This is a genomic window from Achromobacter veterisilvae, assembly GCF_900496975.1.
GTDB lineage: Bacteria > Pseudomonadota > Gammaproteobacteria > Burkholderiales > Burkholderiaceae_B > Achromobacter > Achromobacter veterisilvae.
This window is the reverse complement of sequence record NZ_UFQC01000006.1, coordinates 68,098-84,314: the sequence shown is the minus strand read 5'-3', so window position 1 is coordinate 84,314 and position 16,217 is coordinate 68,098. Positions and strand designations below refer to the sequence as shown.

General features: G+C 67.3%; 14 protein-coding genes. 9 read left to right on the top strand and 5 right to left on the bottom strand.

Annotated elements, in window-relative coordinates; genetic code table 11:
- Positions 1-87: 87 nt before the first annotated feature.
- The gene (locus AVE30378_RS06995; RefSeq protein WP_129240057.1) at positions 88-1,392 is read left to right on the top strand and encodes an MFS transporter; all 1,305 of its coding nucleotides are present in this window, start codon (positions 88-90) and stop codon (positions 1,390-1,392) included.
- Positions 1,393-1,399: 7 nt separating this feature from the next.
- On the opposite strand, the gene AVE30378_RS06990 is transcribed toward AVE30378_RS06995, so the two are convergent.
- Entirely contained in the window at positions 1,400-2,014 is a 615-nt protein-coding gene (locus AVE30378_RS06990; RefSeq protein ID WP_129240056.1) for a TetR/AcrR family transcriptional regulator, read from the bottom strand.
- Positions 2,015-2,225: 211 nt separating this feature from the next.
- Here AVE30378_RS06990 and AVE30378_RS06985 point away from each other — a divergent pair, with 211 nt between their 5' ends.
- From AVE30378_RS06985 to AVE30378_RS06950, 8 genes are all read left to right on the top strand, one after another.
- Entirely contained in the window at positions 2,226-2,924 is a 699-nt protein-coding gene (locus AVE30378_RS06985) for a glutathione binding-like protein (RefSeq protein WP_129240055.1), read from the top strand.
- Between the two features lie 197 nt (positions 2,925-3,121).
- Positions 3,122-4,471, top strand: a complete 1,350-nt coding sequence (locus AVE30378_RS06980; protein WP_129240054.1) for a c-type cytochrome — start codon at positions 3,122-3,124, stop codon at positions 4,469-4,471.
- Complete coding sequence (locus AVE30378_RS06975; RefSeq protein ID WP_129240053.1) at positions 4,464-5,366, top strand: c-type cytochrome; 903 nt, start codon at positions 4,464-4,466, stop codon at positions 5,364-5,366. Before AVE30378_RS06980 ends, AVE30378_RS06975 begins: the two co-directional genes overlap by 8 nt.
- A 48-nt stretch (positions 5,367-5,414) precedes the next feature.
- Positions 5,415-6,341, top strand: a complete 927-nt coding sequence (locus tag AVE30378_RS06970; RefSeq protein ID WP_129240052.1) for a LysR family transcriptional regulator — start codon at positions 5,415-5,417, stop codon at positions 6,339-6,341.
- Positions 6,342-6,418: 77 nt separating this feature from the next.
- Positions 6,419-7,834: an FAD-dependent tricarballylate dehydrogenase TcuA gene (gene tcuA / locus AVE30378_RS06965; protein ID WP_129240051.1), complete on the top strand. Its 1,416-nt coding sequence runs from the start codon at positions 6,419-6,421 to the stop codon at positions 7,832-7,834.
- Complete coding sequence (tcuB, locus tag AVE30378_RS06960) at positions 7,821-9,038, top strand: tricarballylate utilization 4Fe-4S protein TcuB (protein WP_129240050.1); 1,218 nt, start codon at positions 7,821-7,823, stop codon at positions 9,036-9,038. The genes tcuA and tcuB overlap by 14 nt, the downstream gene beginning before the upstream one ends.
- On the top strand, positions 9,035-10,015 hold the full coding sequence (locus tag AVE30378_RS06955; RefSeq protein ID WP_129240049.1) for a Bug family tripartite tricarboxylate transporter substrate binding protein: 981 nt from the start codon (positions 9,035-9,037) through the stop codon (positions 10,013-10,015). Before tcuB ends, AVE30378_RS06955 begins: the two co-directional genes overlap by 4 nt.
- An 81-nt stretch (positions 10,016-10,096) precedes the next feature.
- On the top strand, positions 10,097-10,675 hold the full coding sequence (locus AVE30378_RS06950; RefSeq protein WP_129240048.1) for a WG repeat-containing protein: 579 nt from the start codon (positions 10,097-10,099) through the stop codon (positions 10,673-10,675).
- 27 nt (positions 10,676-10,702) lie between these two features.
- On the opposite strand, the gene AVE30378_RS06945 is transcribed toward AVE30378_RS06950, so the two are convergent.
- From AVE30378_RS06945 to AVE30378_RS06930, 4 genes are all read right to left on the bottom strand, one after another.
- Entirely contained in the window at positions 10,703-13,153 is a 2,451-nt protein-coding gene (locus tag AVE30378_RS06945) for a TonB-dependent siderophore receptor (RefSeq protein WP_129240047.1), read from the bottom strand.
- Between the two features lie 103 nt (positions 13,154-13,256).
- A complete protein-coding gene (locus AVE30378_RS06940; protein ID WP_129240046.1) occupies positions 13,257-14,216 on the bottom strand; it encodes a DUF4880 domain-containing protein in 960 nt (319 codons plus the stop codon).
- Entirely contained in the window at positions 14,213-14,725 is a 513-nt protein-coding gene (locus tag AVE30378_RS06935; protein WP_129240045.1) for a sigma-70 family RNA polymerase sigma factor, read from the bottom strand. The genes AVE30378_RS06940 and AVE30378_RS06935 overlap by 4 nt, the downstream gene beginning before the upstream one ends.
- A gap of 79 nt (positions 14,726-14,804) precedes the next feature.
- Positions 14,805-16,211 (bottom strand): aminotransferase-like domain-containing protein, encoded by a 1,407-nt coding sequence (locus AVE30378_RS06930; RefSeq protein WP_129240044.1) that lies wholly within the window; start codon positions 16,209-16,211, stop codon positions 14,805-14,807.
- Between the last annotated feature and the right edge of the window lie 6 nt (positions 16,212-16,217).

The window sequence follows — 16,217 nt, the reverse complement described above, 5'->3', positions numbered from 1 at the left end:
AATTTTCGCAAAGACGAAGATCCGGACGCTAGTCATTTAAAAACTAAGCGTTCAGTTAAATTTAGACAAATCCAAAGGAGATTTCCCATGAGCGAAACGCGATCCGCCCCGGCGGCATGGACCAAGGCAGAGCACGACCGGACTCGCCGGTCGGCGTTTGCCGGCTGCGTAGGCACCCTGATCGAGTATTACGATTTCAGTCTGTACGGCTACATGGCGGTGGTGATTGCGCCGCTATTTTTTCCTGGCGGCAACCTGGCGGTGTCGCTGTTGTCTACGCTGGCGGTGTTCGGCACGGCCTATGTGATCCGGCCGCTCGGCGGCATCGTTTTCGGCTATATCGGCGATCGGTACGGGCGCAAGAAGGCACTGCTGTCTACGCTGGTGTGCATGGGCATAGGCAGCACGCTGATGGGGCTGTTGCCCACCTATGCCACGCTGGGCGTCGTGGCGCCAGCGCTGCTGGTGCTCGTGCGGTTGTTCCAGGGATTTTCGGCAGGGGGTGAAGTGGGCGGGTCGGCCACCTTCATCGCTGAATCGACGCCGCCGCATCTGAAGGCCACCTACGGCGCCTTTACTCCCCTGGGGTCTACCGGCGGATTTGCGCTGGCCGCGGCAGTGGCCGGCGCGGTGACCGCACTGACGACGCCCGAACAGATGAGCGCGTGGGGCTGGCGCGTGCCCTTTCTGCTGGCATTTCCGTTGACGCTGCTGTGCCTGTGGGCGCGGACCCGCGTCAAGGAAACCCATGTGGTGAATCCGAAGGCCAGAAAAGAGATGTCTCCGGTGGGGCAGGTATTCCGCCGCCAGCCGCGCGCGCTGTTGCAAGCTACCGCCATTAGCGCGGCCACCAACGGTACGGCCTACATCGGCCTGACCTACATGAGCATCCACCTGATCCATCGCCTGGGCTATCCGGCAGGGTCGGTGTATTGGGTAGCGACGATGGCCATCGGTGTTTCCGCCCTGCTGATGCCGCTGGGCGGCTACATCGGCGACCGCATCGGCCTGCACCGGCTGATGGTGCTGGGCTTGATGGGCTATGTGCTGCTGACCTATCCCATGATGAGCCTGATGGGCAATGGCCTGGCGATTGCCGGCGTCGCCTATCTGGTGATCATGCTGAATACGGTGGCCACGCAGGTTAGCTGCTATACGCTCTTGCCCATGTTGTTCGAGCAGGAACACCGCTATACCGGCGTCGCCACGGGGTTCAACCTGGGCGTGATCCTGGCGGGCGGCACGGCGCCCTTCGTGGCGATGTGGATGGTGGAGAAGACGGGCAACATTCTTGCGCCGGCGTACTTTGTCATCGTGTCGGCCGCGATCGGCCTGGTGGCGATTGCAACGGTCAGCCGCCGTCTGCGGGCCAGCTACCGCCTGGCGGCCTGACTTGTCGTCAATCCTGGGCGGGCGTGGCGCGGACCACGCCCAGCGCCAGGTACGCATAGCGTTCGGCCAGTTCCGACGGGCGCAAAGGCCCGTCCTGCCGATACCAGCGTGAAATCGAATACCCCATTTCGATGATGGCGCGGCCGCCCTCGCGCGGATAACGGGTGTTGAACACGCCCATGTCCACGCCGCGCTTGATCACGCCCTGAAACATCTCTTCCTGCTCGTCGCGCAAGGCGGTGACCAGGCGTTTGCCCGCGGTATCCAGGCTGCGTATCTCGGATGCGCCGATCAGCGCTTCGGACTGGCGTTCTGTGTGGAACTGGATCCAGGCACCGACCAGCGCGACCAGTTGGTCGGCGGGTGTCGGGCCGGCTTCGATCAGGGCGGTGCGCGTCTTGCTGATCACGTCGGTCAGCACGCGTACCATGATGTCCTGCAGGATTTCCTGTTTGGACGTGAAGTGGTGGTAGATCGCGGCGACCGTCACGCCCGCGCCGTCGGCGATGTCGCGCATAGAGGTGCCGTGGTAGCCGAGCGTTTCGAAATTCTTGATGGCCGATGCGAGTATGACGCTCTTGCCACCTCGGCTCTTGGCGGCCTTTCGTTCCACAGAGGCCATGTATGTCCTTTGATTCTGGCTGCGGCGCCAGCGCGCTGACGCCGCGTGGCGCGATATCGATCGGCAATTGTAAACGCTGCTGCGGGCGCGGCCGGCCACCCAAACGGCCTCTGCATGTTCCGGCGCCGACAACCGCCTCGTCCAAGCATCGGGTTTTGCGCTAGGATTAGCCGCAGCATTTTCCCCTCCGCTCCCTCTGGAGAAATCCCGCATGGCCGACCTCAGTTCCTTTGCCGTCACCAAGAAATGGCCCGCCCGGCATCCCGACCGCATCCAGCTATATTCGCTGCCCACGCCCAACGGCGTGAAGGTATCCATCATGCTGGAAGAGACGGGCCTGCCCTATGAGGCCCATCGCGTCAGCTTCGATTCCAAGGACCAGTTCTCGCCGGAATTCCTGTCGCTCAGCCCGAACAACAAGATCCCGGCCATCCTGGATCCCAACGGACCCGACGGCAAGCCGCTGGGCCTGTTCGAGTCCGGCGCCATCCTGATCTACCTGGCCGGCAAGTCCGGGCAATTCATCCCGGCGGACACGGCCGGGCGCTACGAGACGCTGCAATGGGTGATGTTCCAGATGGGGGGCATCGGCCCGATGTTCGGCCAACTGGGCTTTTTCCACAAATTCGCCGGCAAGGACTACGAGGACAAGCGTCCGCGCGACCGCTACGCGGCCGAGTCCAAGCGCCTGCTGGGCGTGCTGGACCAGCGGCTGGCGGGGCGCGACTGGGTGATGGGCGACCAATACACCATCGCCGACATCGCCATCCTGCCCTGGGTGCGCAACCTGGTGGGCTTCTACGGCGCGGGCGAATTGGTGGAGTTTTCGCAGTTCAAGAACGTCGCCCGCGTGCTGGACGCGTTCATCGCCCGGCCGGCCGTGGCGAAGGGCCTGACGATACCCGCTTGAGGCGCGAACGGGCCGCGCGGCCGCGGCCCGCCCGTTGCGGACCGGCCCCAGGCTTGCGGGAAATCAAACAAGCCCGCAAGTTATATGCCTTGTGGTAATTAACTTATTACCTCAAGGCGTAAGCTTCCTCCATAAGCTGGACCGGCTGTACGAACTCCCCGACGTGCACGCTGCCCAGCGTGCTACGGAGGGCAGTAATGAAGAGGTTCGGGATCAAGGCGGCAGCCGGCCTGCTGGCGGCGGCGGGCCTGGCGATCGGCGGCGCGCAGCTACTGACCGCAAACCGCAAGGTCGACGCGGCGGCGTCCGTCGACGTCAACGACAGGCGGCTGGCCGAAGCCGGCGCCTATATCGCGCGCACGGGCGACTGCGTGGCCTGTCACAGCGTGCCCAATGGCCAGCCCTTCGCGGGCGGGCTGGCGATGCAGACGCCGGTCGGCACCATTTATTCGTCGAACATCACGCCCGACAAGCAGACGGGCATCGGCGGCTACAGCTACGCGGATTTCAAGAACGCGGTCCAGTACGGCATCCGCAAGGACGGCGCGGCGCTGTATCCGGCCATGCCGTATCCCTCTTACGCCATCATGCCGGACGCGGATATCCAGGCGCTGTACGCCTACTTCATGTCGCGGGTCGAGCCGGTGAGCCAGCCCAGCGCGGACTCCACCATTCCGTGGCCGCTGAACATGCGCTGGCCCATGGCGTGGTGGCAGTTGCTGTTCGCGGGCAAGCGCGAGTTCGCGGCCTCCCCCGGCGCCGACGAAAAGCTGGTGCGCGGCGCGTACCTGGTTGAGGGCCCCGGCCACTGCGGCGCCTGCCATACGCCGCGCGGCCTGGCCTACCAGGAGCGGGCGCTGTCCCTGGCCGACGGCGACGCCTTCCTGTCCGGCGCTGTCATTGACGGCTGGCGGGCCAAGAGCCTGCGCGGCGAAGCCCAGGGCCTGCAGTCCTGGAGCGCGCAAGACATCGAGATGTTCTTGAAGACGGGCCGCACCGACAAGGTGGCGGCGTTCGGCGCAATGGCCGACGTGGTCGAGCACAGCACCCGCCACTTCACGGACGGCGACATCGCCAGCATCGCCGCCTACCTGAAGCAGTTGCCCGCCGCGGGCGGCAAGCTCGCCGCCTTCCCGCCCAAGGCCGACAGCACCACCGCCGCCTTGCGCGACGGCCGCTACGACTCGCGCGGCGCCGTCATCTATGTGGAGCAGTGCGTCGTGTGCCATCGCGCCGACGGGCAGGGCATGCCGCGCATTTTCCCGGCGCTGGCCGGCAATTCGGCGGTGTTTGCCAAGAACCCGCAATCCATCATCCAGATCACGCTGGAAGGCGGCAGGATGCCGTCCAACGACACGGACGCCATGGCGTTCGCGATGCCGGGCTTCAGGCACCTGAGCGACCAGGACATCACCGACGTCATCAATTTCATCAGGACGGCCTGGACCAACCAGGCGCCGCCCATCGGCGGCGAGGACGTCGCGCATATCCGCGGATTCCTGGCAGGCAAGAAGCCGAACATCGTGGCGGGAGGCAAGCATGAATAAAAGATTCAAGATTGCGGCAGTGCTGGCCGTGGCGGCATCCCTCGGCGGCGGCGCGGCCGTGTTGGCGGCGCAGGGCGCGCCGGCGGCCGGCAAGACGTTTCAGGTGCTGGACAAGGACGGCAAGCGCCTGCCCGACTACACGATTCCGTCGGACACCCTGATCGCCAAGGAGCCCAACGCCGCCCAGATCGACTACGGCAAGCGCCTGCTGACCGAGACGCGCCGCCTGCTGCCGCAGAACACGGGCGCCAGCATGAATTGCAATAGCTGTCACGTGCAGGGCGGCAAGAAGCCCATGGGCGCGCCGTACATCAATACGGTCAACTCGTTCCCGCAGTTCAATCCGCGCGCCAACCGCGTGGTGACGCTGGAAGACCGCATCAATGGCTGCTTCATGCGTTCGATGAACGGCAAGCCGCTGGAGAAGGATTCGGCCGAGATGAAGGCGATGATCGCCTATATGAAGTGGCTGGCCCAGGACGTGCCGCACGGCGCCCGCGTACAGATCGAGAACGCCTGGCCCATCGACGCCAAGCTGGTGCCCGATCCGGTGCGCGGCAAGAGCCTGTATGCCGCGCAATGCGCGTCCTGCCACGGCGCCAATGGCGAAGGCAAGAAGGACCGCTCGGGCGATATCGCGTTTCCGCCCTTGTGGGGCGACGAGTCCTTCAATATCGGCGCGGGCCTGGCGCGCACCTACAAGGCCGCGGCCTTCATCCGCAACAGCATGCCGATGGGCGTGAATACGCACGGTAGTTGGGGCGAGGGCGGCGTGCTGTCGGACCAGGACGCGGTGGACGTGGCCGAGTACTTCACCCACATGCCGCGCCCGGACTTCGCCGGCAAGGACAAGGACTGGCCGCAGGGCAAGAAGCCGAAGGACGCGCGCTACTGAGCCTCTACAATCGGCCTTGTCATTCCTTCAGGAAAGCCAGGGCCCCTCATGGAACTCCGCCAGCTCCGCTATTTCGTCCGCGTCGTCGAGGCCGGCAGCATCGGGCGCGCGGCGCAGTCCATCGGCATGGTGACGTCCGCGCTCAGCCAGCAGATCAGCCGGCTGGAGGGCGAGCTTTCGACGCGGCTCCTGCAGCGCAGCGCCAGCGGCGTGGTGCCGACCGACGCGGGCCTGGCTTTCTTCCGGCAGGCGCAGTTGGCGCTGCGCCACGCCGACGACGCCGTCCAGGCCGCGCAGCAGGCGCGCCTGGCCGGGCACGTCAGCGTGGGCCTGCCGTCCACCACGGCCGCGATCCTGGGCGCGCCGTTCGTGCGCGCCATGAACGAGCGCTATCCGGACATCCGCCTGCACCTGGTGGAGGCGCTGTCCGGCCACCTGAGCGACATGCTCAACGGCCGCCAACTGGACCTGGCGATCGTGTTCCAGGCGGAATCCGCGCGCCGCTGGAGCGTGATGCCACTGCTGGACGAGCCCTTGTTCCTGCTGGCCCGCCCGGACATGCCGGGCCTGCCGGCCGGAGACACGACGCGGATCGACGCCATCGCGCATCTGCCCCTGGTGCTGCCCAGCGGGCGGCACGGGCTGCGCGCGCTGGTGAACAACGCTTTCCTGCAGTCGGGCCGGGCGCCCGTGGTGGCGGTGGAGGTGGACGGCCTGCCGGTGCTGATGGACGTGGTGCAATCGGGCCAGGTCGCCACCATCCAGCCCAGTTCGGCCATGGCGCGCATCGCGCCCGGCCAGTTGCACATGGCGCGCATCGACGACGCGCACCTGTTCCGTCCCAATCTGCTGGCCAGCCTGTCCGAGGACGAACTGTCGCCCGCCGCGCTGGCGGCCCGCCTGGTGCTGGCCGACGTCTCGCGCGCGCTGGTGCGCGAGGGCAAGTGGGCGGTCGTGACCCTTCACGATTCATGAAGACCTGTTGACGCCTGGCTGATATCGGGACGGCGCCCCGCCCGATACAGTCCGTTCCTTGAATTGGGAACAATGGCATGGTCGACGTCTTGGTGATAGGAGGGGGCAACGCGGCGCTGTGCGCGGCCCTGATGGCGCGCGAAGCGGGCGCCAGCGTGCTGCTGCTGGAAGCGGCGCCGCGCGAATGGCGCGGCGGCAATTCGCAGCACACGCGCAATCTGCGCTGCATGCACGATGCGCCGCAGGACGTGCTGGTCGACGCCTACCCCGAAGAGGAATACTGGCAGGACCTGCTGAAGGTGACGGGCGGGCTGACCAACGAGCACCTGGCGCGCCTGGTCATCCGCGAATCCTCCACCTGCCGCGACTGGATGCGCCGCCATGGCGTGAACTTCCAGCCGCCGCTGTCCGGCGCGCTGCACGTGGCCCGCACCAACGCCTTTTTCATGGGCGGGGGCAAGGCGCTGGTGAACGCCTACTACCGCAGCGCCGAAGCGCTGGGCGTGCGGGTCCGCTACAACGCTCCGGTCGACTCGCTGGAACTGGACGGCAGCCGCTTCGTGGCGGCGCGCATCGGCGGCGAACGCATCGAGGCGCGGGCCTGTGTGCTGGCCGCTGGCGGCTTCGAATCCAACCGCGAATGGCTGCGAGAGGCCTGGGGCCAGAACGAGCGCGGCGAATGGCCGGCCGACAATTTCCTGATCCGGGGCACCCGGTACAACATGGGCGTCCTGCTGAAGTTCATGCTGGACGCCGGCGCGGACGGCATCGGCGATCCCTCCCAGTCCCATTGCGTGGCCATCGACGCCCGCGCTCCGCTCTACGACGGCGGCATCTGCACGCGCATCGACTGCGTGTCGCTGGGCGTGGTGGTCAACCGGGACGCCGAGCGCTTCTACGACGAGGGCGAGGATTTCTGGCCCAAGCGCTACGCCATCTGGGGGCGCCTGACCGCCATGCAGCCGGGCCAGATCGCCTATTCCATCATCGACGCCAAGGCGGTCGGCCGGTTCATGCCGCCGGTGTTCCCGGGCGTGCAGGCCGACACGCTGCCCGAACTGGCGCAGAAGCTGGGCCTGGACCCCGCCGCCTTCGAACGCACCATCGGCGGCTACAACGCGTCCTGTCGGGTCGGCACGTTCGACCACACCGCGCTGGATGACTGCCACACCGAAGGCGTGACGCCGGCCAAGACGCACTGGGCTCGCCCGATAGACACCGCGCCCTTCTACGGCTACGCCTTGCGTCCCGGCATCACGTTCACCTATCTGGGCCTGAAGGTGGACGACACCGCCGCGGTCCGTTTCAACGATATGCCGAGCGACAACCTGTTCGTCGCCGGCGAAATGATGGCGGGCAACGTGCTGGGCAAGGGCTACACCGCCGGCGTGGGCATGTCCATCGGCACGGCCTTCGGCCGCATCGCCGGCACCCGGGCCGCCGCCGCCGCGCGCCGCCAGCACTCCGCCGGAGCACTCCATGAAGCAGCTTGAAGCCCTGGCCCGCGAGGCGCAGTCGTTTTCGGAATCGGCGCCGGCCATGGCCGAGCAGACCATTCACTGGCACGGCAGAAACGCCAAGCCGCAGTCCGCCGCGCTGACGGACGGCGAAGCGGAAGTCGCGCGCGTCATGCAGATCTGCAATGCCTGCCGGTACTGCGAAGGATTCTGCGCGGTGTTTCCCGCCATGACCCGCCGGCTGGAATTCGGCAAGGCCGACATCAACTACCTGGCCAACCTGTGCCACAACTGCGGCGCCTGTCTGCATGCCTGTCAGTACGCGCCGCCGCACGAGTTCGCGGTGAACGTGCCGCAGGCCATGGCCCGCGTCCGCGTGCAGACCTACACCGACTACGCCTGGCCGGCCGCCCTGGGCACGCTGTACAAGCGCAACGGCCTGGCCCTGTCCCTGGCCACGGCCGCGGGCCTGGCGCTGTTCCTGGTCCTGGCGGTGCTGATGGCCGGCGGGCTGTTCCATGCGCCGATGGCGGGCAATTTCTACGCGGTGTTCCCGCACAACACGCTGGCGCTGATGTTCGGGGCGGTGTTCGGTTTCGCCGTGCTGGCGCTGGGCGTCGGCGTGACGCGCTTCTGGCGCAACGTCAGCCCGGGGGCGGCGTCCGGCGCGGCGGTCGCCGAAGCTGCGCACGACGCCCTGCGCCTGCGCTACCTGGACGGCGGCCACGGCAAGGGCTGCAACAACGCGGACGACGCGTTCACGCTCTGGCGCCGGCGCTTCCACCACTTCACGTTCTACGGCTTCATGCTGTGTTTCGCGGCCACCAGCGTGGCGACGCTGTACCACTACCTGCTGGGGCAGCAGGCGCCGTATCCGTTCCTGAGCGCGCCGGTCCTGCTGGGCACCGCGGGCGGCATCGGGCTGCTGATCGGGCCGGCCGGCCTGCTGTGGCTGAACCTCAGGCGCCATCCGCTGCAGGGCGACGCCGCGCAGAAGCCGATGGACCGCGGTTTCATCGTGCTGCTGTTCCTGACCAGCGCCACGGGCCTGGCCCTGCTGGCCGGCCGCGACGGCGGCGCGATGGCGCTGCTGCTGGCGATCCACCTGGGCGTGGTCATGGCGCTGTTCCTGACCTTGCCCTATGGAAAGTTCGCCCACGGCATCTACCGGTCCGCCGCGCTATTGAAGTGGTCGATAGAGAAACGCCAGCCCAACAAGCTGCAATTGGGCTCGGATTGACCGGCCGGACGCCGCCCCGAGGCGGCGCCGCACTGGCCGCCTGTCTGCTGCCGGCGCTGCCGGCGGCCCAGGCGCAGTCCTTTCCCGCGAAGCCCATTACGCTGGTCGTGCCGCATTCGGCCGGCGGCACGTCGGACATCCTGGCGCGCACGGTGGCGGCCGAGGCCGCCAAGACCCTGGGCCAGACCATCGTCATCGACAACAAGGGCGGCGCCAACGGCACCATCGCGGCCAAGCAGGTGGCCACGTCCGCGCCCGACGGCTACACGCTGCTGCTGGCCACCGCCAGCACGCACGGCATCAACCCGTCCTTGTACTCGCGCATTTCGTACGACGCGGTGAAGGACTTCACCCCCGTCACGCTGCTGGCCACGGTGCCCAACGTGCTGGTGGTGGGCAAGCCGGTGCAGGCCGCGAACGTGCAGGAGCTGATCGCGTACATCCGATCGCAGGGCGACCGGACCAACATGGGTTCGGCGGGCGCGGGCACGCCCGGCCACCTGGCCGGCGAGATGTTCAAGAGCGCCGCCAAACTGGAATTCACGCACGTGCCGTACAAGGGCGGCAGCCCCGCCATCACGGACCTCATCGGCGGCCAGATCGACTTCATGTTCACCACGATTCCCGGCGTGCTGCCGCACGTGAAGGCCGGCACGCTGCGCGCGCTGGCGGTGACGTCGCCGCAGCGCTCGCCCGCGATGCCCGAGATCCCGACCATGGCGGAATCCGGCCTGCCAGGCTTCCAGGCGGTGTCTTGGCACGGCATCGTCGCGCCCGCGGGCACGCCGGAGGCCGTCGTGGCCAGGTTGAACGAGGCCCTGAGCGGCGCGCTGGCGGCGCCGGCCGTCAAGCAGCGGTTGATGGAAGAGGGCGCGCAGGCCTCCAGCCTGAACACCGCCGCGTTCGGCGCCTTCATCCAGAGCGAGATCGCGGCCTGGGCCAAGGCCGTCAAGGACTCGGGCGCCACGGCGAACTGAGGAAAAAAAAGCGGCCCGGCGGGGCTGCTTGCCATTTGCCAGGCGCCGGGCCCGCGAATAGCGCATGCTAGGATCGTCCTCATGCCGCTGACGACACTTTTCTCCGCGCTGTTGCTTGCCGTGACCGGCCCGGCGGGTTTCGATCTGCCTTGCTTCTACAACCAGAAAGGCGCGGGCGGGATGCTGGAGCGCGCGCCGCATTGCGCCAGGCGCGAGGCCGGCGGGCTGGCGTTCAATCCCGATGTGCTGCGCAAAATGGCGTTCTACGAGGACGGCCTGTCTGCCGTGGCGACAGACGGCGGCTGGCATTGGGTGCGCGCCGACGGCGCTTCCGCGTCCGTGCTCACCTATGACAACGGCCCGGACGAATTCGAGGCCGGCCTGGCCCGGGGCAGGCTGGCCGACGGCACGATGGCCTACTACGACAAGCAGCTCAACGTGGCGCTCGCGACGCCCTACCAGTGGGCGGAACCCTTCATCGACGGTATCGCCGTGGTCTGTTCCCGATGCGGGATACAACCTACCGCCGATGGCGAACACACCATGGTGGTGGGCGGCGACTGGGGCGCCATCGACCGGCAGGGCAGGCTGGTGCTGCCCTTGCGGGGCGACGCCGCTTCGCTGCGCCGCGAGGCGGACGCGGCCAGGCAGCGCCGCTGACCGGGGCGCGATACCGGCCGCCGCCTGCTAGAACTTGTACCGCAACTGCGCCAGCACATTGCGCGGCGCGCCATAGTAGACGGAGTTGTAATTGCCCATGCCGGCGTAGTAGGTCTTGTCCAGCACGTTGTTCAGGTTCACCGTCAGCCGCAGGTCCTTGTTGAAGTCATAGGCGGCCATCAGGCCCAGCACGCCGTAGCCGTCCTGGCTGAACCGGCGGCTTGCGCCGTCGACGCTTTGCGCGAAGTAGGTGCCGCTCTGCCAGAGCATACTGCCGCCCACCGTCAAGCGATGCCAATCGCCGGGCAGGCGGTACGTGGTGGCCAGTTTGAACATCTGCTCGGGCTGGGTGGTGCTGACCCGTTCGTCGGCGCGGTTTCGCGACCGGCTGTAGGTATAGCCGGCGTGGAGCTGCCAATTGGGCAGCAGTTCGCCCGAAATCTCCAGTTCGATCCCCCGCGTGGTCACGCCGGGCACCGCCACGTAAGCCACGCTGCCGTTGGGCAGTGTTGCCCCGCTGGGATCCAGCTCGGCCACATTGTTCTGCTTGAGCTGGAAAAAGGCGATGCTGGTGTTCAGCTTGCCGTCCAGGTATTCGCCCTTGCCGCCGATCTCGTAGCTTTTACCCGTCAGCGGATCCAGTTGGCGGTTGCTGGCGTCGAAATTGAAGGCCTGGGGCTTGAATACGTCGGTATAGCTGGCGTAGACCGTATGGTTGGCGTCCACGTCAAACGTGACGCCCGCATAGGGAATGAATTTGTTGTCCACGTCGGTGTCATAGCTGGCGCGCGATCCGCTGCTGAAGACGGATTTCTGCGTCCATCCGTAGTCGGTTAGCCGGCCGCCCAGAATGACCGCGAAGCGGTCGGTGGGGCGCAACACCGTGGCGCCATACAGGATTTTCTGGGACACCTCGACGTCGAAATCCAGCACATGCGTGTAGACCGAGGGCTTGAACGCATTGTTGTCCCAGTTGAAGGCGTCGGGTATCCGCAGGTCGGTCAGGCCATCATCCCGTGACGAGGTCGAATGTGTGCGGGCGGCGTTGTAGCCGAAGACCAGATCGTGCTTGCGGCCCAGCAGCGAGAACATGCCCGACACCTGCACGTCGATGCTGTTCTCGCGCGAATCCGTGTCGAACAGGCTGGCCTGGCCCAGGCTGTGGCTGATGCCGTGCGTGTCCACGTCGATGAATGAGCTGCCCATGCCCGCGATGAGTTCGCGCGACAGATAGCCGCGGTGGCCGGCCGCCAGTTTCAATCGCCAGTCATTGCCGAAGTCGTGCGTGACGTCCGCGAAATAGCGTGTGGTTTCCTGCGTGCGCCAGGTCCATTTATCGGCGGGATTGGTCGAACGCGGGAAGCTGGCTTGCGTGCCGTCGGTGTAGAACGCCGGTAGATGGATGTTGGACGAGGCGTGGTTTTTGTTCTTCTGGTATTCGATGCCGAACGATGCCGTTGTGCGGGCGGTGATGTCGGCCTCGACAATGCCATAGAGCACGTCTTCGCGCGTTTTGGTGTAGTCGATGAAGCTGTTGGCGTCGTTGACCGCCGCCACCATTCTTCCGCGTATTCTGCCGTTCTCGGCCAGCGAGCCGCCCAGATCGAGTTCGCCGCGATACTGGTCCCACGAGCCCGCGCCGGCGGTGATGCTGCCCTGGAATTCGCGGGTGGGGCGCTTGCGGATCAGGTTGATGACGCCCGAGGGGTATCCGGCCCCATTGACCAGGCCTGTCGCGCCTTTCAGGATTTCCACCCGGTCATAGATGACCGAACTGGTGATGCTGTAGTTGTCGCGCACGTTGCCGCCGTCGCTCGACAGACTGGGCAGGCCGTCGAACTGGAAATTCTGCAGTTGGAACCCGCGCGAATAGAAACTGTAGCCTTCCGAGTTGGCGCGCGAGACTGCGATCCCCGGTGTCTGCTCCAGCGCGCCGGCGACGGTGGTGATGCCCTGGTCGTCCATCTGCTGCCGGGTGATGACGCTGACCGACTGGGGCGTTTCCCGCAGCGACAGGCGCATGCGTGTGGCCGAGCTGGATTCCGGCACGGTATAGGAACCGGTGCCTTCGCTGGGGGGAATGGCGTTGCTGGCCGTCACCAGCACGGGTTCCAGCGAGGTCACCGCGCCGGCGGCGGGCTGCGGCCGCACGCTGAGCACGCCGCCGGGCGTCACGACCAGCTCCAGTCCCGTGCCCGTCAGGGCCTGCCGCGCCGCGGCTTCGGCGCTGAGCGCGCCGCGTACCGGCGCCGCTTGCTTGCCCGACACGAGTTCCGCGCTGGCCGAGATGGTGCGGCCGCTGTGCCGCGAGATCCGGCTCAGGGTGTCGGCCAAAGGCGCGGCGGGCAGGTCGTAGGACTGGGCGGCCCGCTGGGCGGGGACTGCGGCCGCATCCTGTGCGATCGCGGGCTGCGTCAGCGCGCAGGCGCCGAGGGCGCCGGCGACGAGCGCCGCGCCACGGTTCAAGAGGAAAGTCATGATTCAAGGGGTCCGGCAAAAAGGGATTTCGGTTGCGTCATTAGTCATGACGGCGACCGTCCTTGAATCCCCTCATCGCCCGCGCATTTTTTTTGCCGCGTCCTTATGCCGCATCCACCAGCGTCAGCCAGGGGCCATAGCGCCTGACCTGGATCGGCAGCGTTTCGCCCAGGGCCAGCAAGGCTCGGGCAGGATCGTCCAACGGGAATACGCCGAACACGCGCAGCGCGCCGGCTTGCGGCGATACGCGGATCACGCCGGGCTGGTAGGCGCGCAGTTGCTCCACCACTTCGGCCAGCCGGGCGTCGCGCACGTTGAGGATGCCGTCGCGCCAACTGGCCTGGGCGGTGTCGTCCCGTTGCCATGCGCGGTCGAAATCGAACGCGGCCGTGCCGGCTTGCGGCAGGGCCAGCGGCCGGCCGCGTTGCGGTTGCAGGGTCAGGGCGCCCTCGATGGCGCTGGCCACGGCGTAGGTGTCGAACTGGTCCACGGCCAGATGCGATTCGCCGCCGACGACGGCGCCGTATCGGGTGCGCACCACGAAAGGCCGGCTGTCGGGCCGGGCCTCGGCATACAGTCCGCCCTGGCGCAGCACGACGGTGCGGCGGGCGCCGTCATAGCGCACGTCGGCGGCCGAGCGCGCGTTCAAGGTCAGCATGGAGCCGTCTTCCAGCGCATAGGTCTGGCGTTCGCCCGTGCGGGTGGAGTAGGTCGCGGACAGTCCGGCAAGCGGGATGTAGCGGTCGGCGATCAGTCCGCCGATGGTGACGCCGGACATCGCCATGGCCAGCTTCAGCAGGCGGCGGCGGTCGAGTTTGCTGCTTCGCAACAGGGTGGCGCGGGCGGCGTGCGCCGCGCCTGGCGCGGCACCGGCAGCGCTGCGCAGGCGCGATAGCGGCTGTTGCATCAGGCCGTCGACCTCGGCCCAGGCGAGGGCGTGGTCAGGATGGCTGGCCAGCCAGTGCTCAAAGCGCTGGCGGTCCTGGTCGGAGGCCTGGCCGGACGTCAGCAGCACGATCCAGTCGACCGCGCGTTCCGTCAGCGCGTCGCTGGCGGCGCTCATGCGGCGTCCGCCGCGCGGCGCGATGCGATGCAGTGCAGAAAGGCGCGCTTGATGTGCCGTTCCACGGTCGCCAGCGACAGGCCCAGGTTTTGCGCAATGGCTGGATGGGTCATGCCGTCCAGCCGGTTCAGCAGAAAGGCGTGCTTGACCGGCACGGGCAAGCCGTTCAGCAGGCTGTCGATCTCCATGACCGCCTGCTTCAGCATGATCAGCGTTTCAGGCGACGCGGCGACCGGCTCCTGCTCCAGCGACAGCGCTTGCAGATAGCGCGCCTCGACGTCGCGCGCGCGCCACAGGTCGATGGTGAGCCGGCGCGCCAGCGTCAACAGGTACGCCCGCGGCTCGGAGATGGGGGCGGCGCCGGGGGAGGTGAGGATGCGGCAGAACGTGTCCTGCGTCAGGTCCGCGGCGTCGGCGCGGTTGTTGACGCGCCGGTTCAGCCAGCCCAGCAGCCAGTCGTGGTGTTCCGCGTAAAGCTGGTGGACATTCTTGTACGCGGGGGAATCCATGGATGGCGGCGCGGCGATGAGGTATTAATAAGAATAACACTCATTTATAGCGTGAATCGCCGGCCAAGACAACGAATGGCTAGGCCAGCAGTTTGCCCAGCGTCGCCATGCCTTGTTCCATTTCCGGGCTCCAGGGATGTCCGCCGTTCAGCCGCAGGAAGTTGCCGAACGCGCCCGAGGACGAGAAGAGCGGGCCTGGCGCGATGCTGATGCCGTGCCCCAGCGCGGCGCGGTGCACTTTCAGGGTGTCGATGTGCGCCGGCAGTTCCACCCACACGAAATAGCCGCCCGCCGGCCGCGTGGCCCGCGTGCCCTTCGGAAAGTAGCGGGCGATGGCCTGCAGCAGTTCGCCTTGCTGCAAGGCCAGCGCCTGACGGAATTGCCGCAGGTGGCGGTCGAAGCCGCCTTTCTCCAGGTAGGCGGCGATGGCGGCCTGCGTGGGCGCGGCGGTGGCCAGGCTGGTGGTGAGCTTGTTGCGCATGATCTGGCGCGTGTAGCGGCCCGCGGCCACCCAGCCCACGCGATAGCCCGGCGCCAGGGTCTTGGAGAACGACGAACAGTGCATCACGATGCCGTCGCGGTCGAAGGCCTTGGCGGGCCGCGGCCGGTTCTCGCCGAAATACAGTTCGCCGTAGACGTCGTCCTCGATCAGCGCCACGCCGTGCCGCGCCAGGAGGCGCACGAGCGCTTCCTTTTTGTCGTCCGGCATCAGGCTGCCCAGGGGATTCTGGAAGGTGGTCATGAGCCAGCAGGCGCGCGGCCGATGCCGCAGGATGGCTTCTTCCAGCGCCTGCAGGTCGATGCCTTCGCGCGGGTGCGTGGCCACTTCGATGGCGTGCAGGTGGTTGCGCTCCAGCGATTGCAGCGCGGCGTAGAAAGTGGGGGATTCCACGATCACCGCGTCGCCGGGCTGGGTCACGGCCGCCAGGCTGAGGTTCAGCGCGTCCAGCGCGCCGTTGGTGATGATGATGTCGTCGACCGGCACGGACAGGCCGTCGGCCAGGTAGCGCAGCGCGATGGCCCGGCGCAGCGCGGCGTCGCCCGGGCTCAGGTCGTCGATGGAGCCCCAGGGGTCCAGGCGCTGGACCGTGGCCGCCATGAACTTCGCCAGCCGGCCGTAGGGCAGCAGCGAGGGGCTGGGGAACGCGGAGCCGAACGGCAGCATATCGCGCCGCAAGGTGGCGTTGAGCACCTGCAGCACGTTGTCGCTGACGTCCACCGGATGGCGGCCGGCGCTGGCGCTGGACAGGCCGTCCGGTTCGGGCAGCTCGGCTTGCGGCGCGCGCAGCACGTAGTAGCCGGAACGGTCGCGGGCGCGGATCAGCCCGCGGGCCTCCAGCAGGTAATAGGCCTTGAACACCGTCGACGGGCTCACGCCGCGGCTGGCGCTGGTCTGCCGTACCGAAGGCAGGCGGTCGCCCGCCCGCAGTAGTCCCGAGCGGATCGAGGCGGTGATTTCTTCTGTCAGCCGTTCATAGCGCTTCATGGCGGG

What these genes read in the sequence shown, in the direction of transcription:
- AVE30378_RS06995 (WP_129240057.1), top strand. Translation starts at nt 88, where the DNA reads ATGAGCGAAACGCGATCCGCCCCGGCGGCATGGACCAAGGCAGAGCAC.
- AVE30378_RS06990 (WP_129240056.1), bottom strand. Translation starts at nt 2,014, where the DNA reads ATGGCCTCTGTGGAACGAAAGGCCGCCAAGAGCCGAGGTGGCAAGAGC.
- AVE30378_RS06985 (WP_129240055.1), top strand. Translation starts at nt 2,226, where the DNA reads ATGGCCGACCTCAGTTCCTTTGCCGTCACCAAGAAATGGCCCGCCCGG.
- AVE30378_RS06980 (WP_129240054.1), top strand. Translation starts at nt 3,122, where the DNA reads ATGAAGAGGTTCGGGATCAAGGCGGCAGCCGGCCTGCTGGCGGCGGCG.
- AVE30378_RS06975 (WP_129240053.1), top strand. Translation starts at nt 4,464, where the DNA reads ATGAATAAAAGATTCAAGATTGCGGCAGTGCTGGCCGTGGCGGCATCC.
- AVE30378_RS06970 (WP_129240052.1), top strand. Translation starts at nt 5,415, where the DNA reads ATGGAACTCCGCCAGCTCCGCTATTTCGTCCGCGTCGTCGAGGCCGGC.
- tcuA (WP_129240051.1), top strand. Translation starts at nt 6,419, where the DNA reads ATGGTCGACGTCTTGGTGATAGGAGGGGGCAACGCGGCGCTGTGCGCG.
- tcuB (WP_129240050.1), top strand. Translation starts at nt 7,821, where the DNA reads ATGAAGCAGCTTGAAGCCCTGGCCCGCGAGGCGCAGTCGTTTTCGGAA.
- AVE30378_RS06950 (WP_129240048.1), top strand. Translation starts at nt 10,097, where the DNA reads ATGCCGCTGACGACACTTTTCTCCGCGCTGTTGCTTGCCGTGACCGGC.
- AVE30378_RS06945 (WP_129240047.1), bottom strand. Translation starts at nt 13,153, where the DNA reads ATGACTTTCCTCTTGAACCGTGGCGCGGCGCTCGTCGCCGGCGCCCTC.
- AVE30378_RS06940 (WP_129240046.1), bottom strand. Translation starts at nt 14,216, where the DNA reads ATGAGCGCCGCCAGCGACGCGCTGACGGAACGCGCGGTCGACTGGATC.
- AVE30378_RS06935 (WP_129240045.1), bottom strand. Translation starts at nt 14,725, where the DNA reads ATGGATTCCCCCGCGTACAAGAATGTCCACCAGCTTTACGCGGAACAC.
- AVE30378_RS06930 (WP_129240044.1), bottom strand. Translation starts at nt 16,211, where the DNA reads ATGAAGCGCTATGAACGGCTGACAGAAGAAATCACCGCCTCGATCCGC.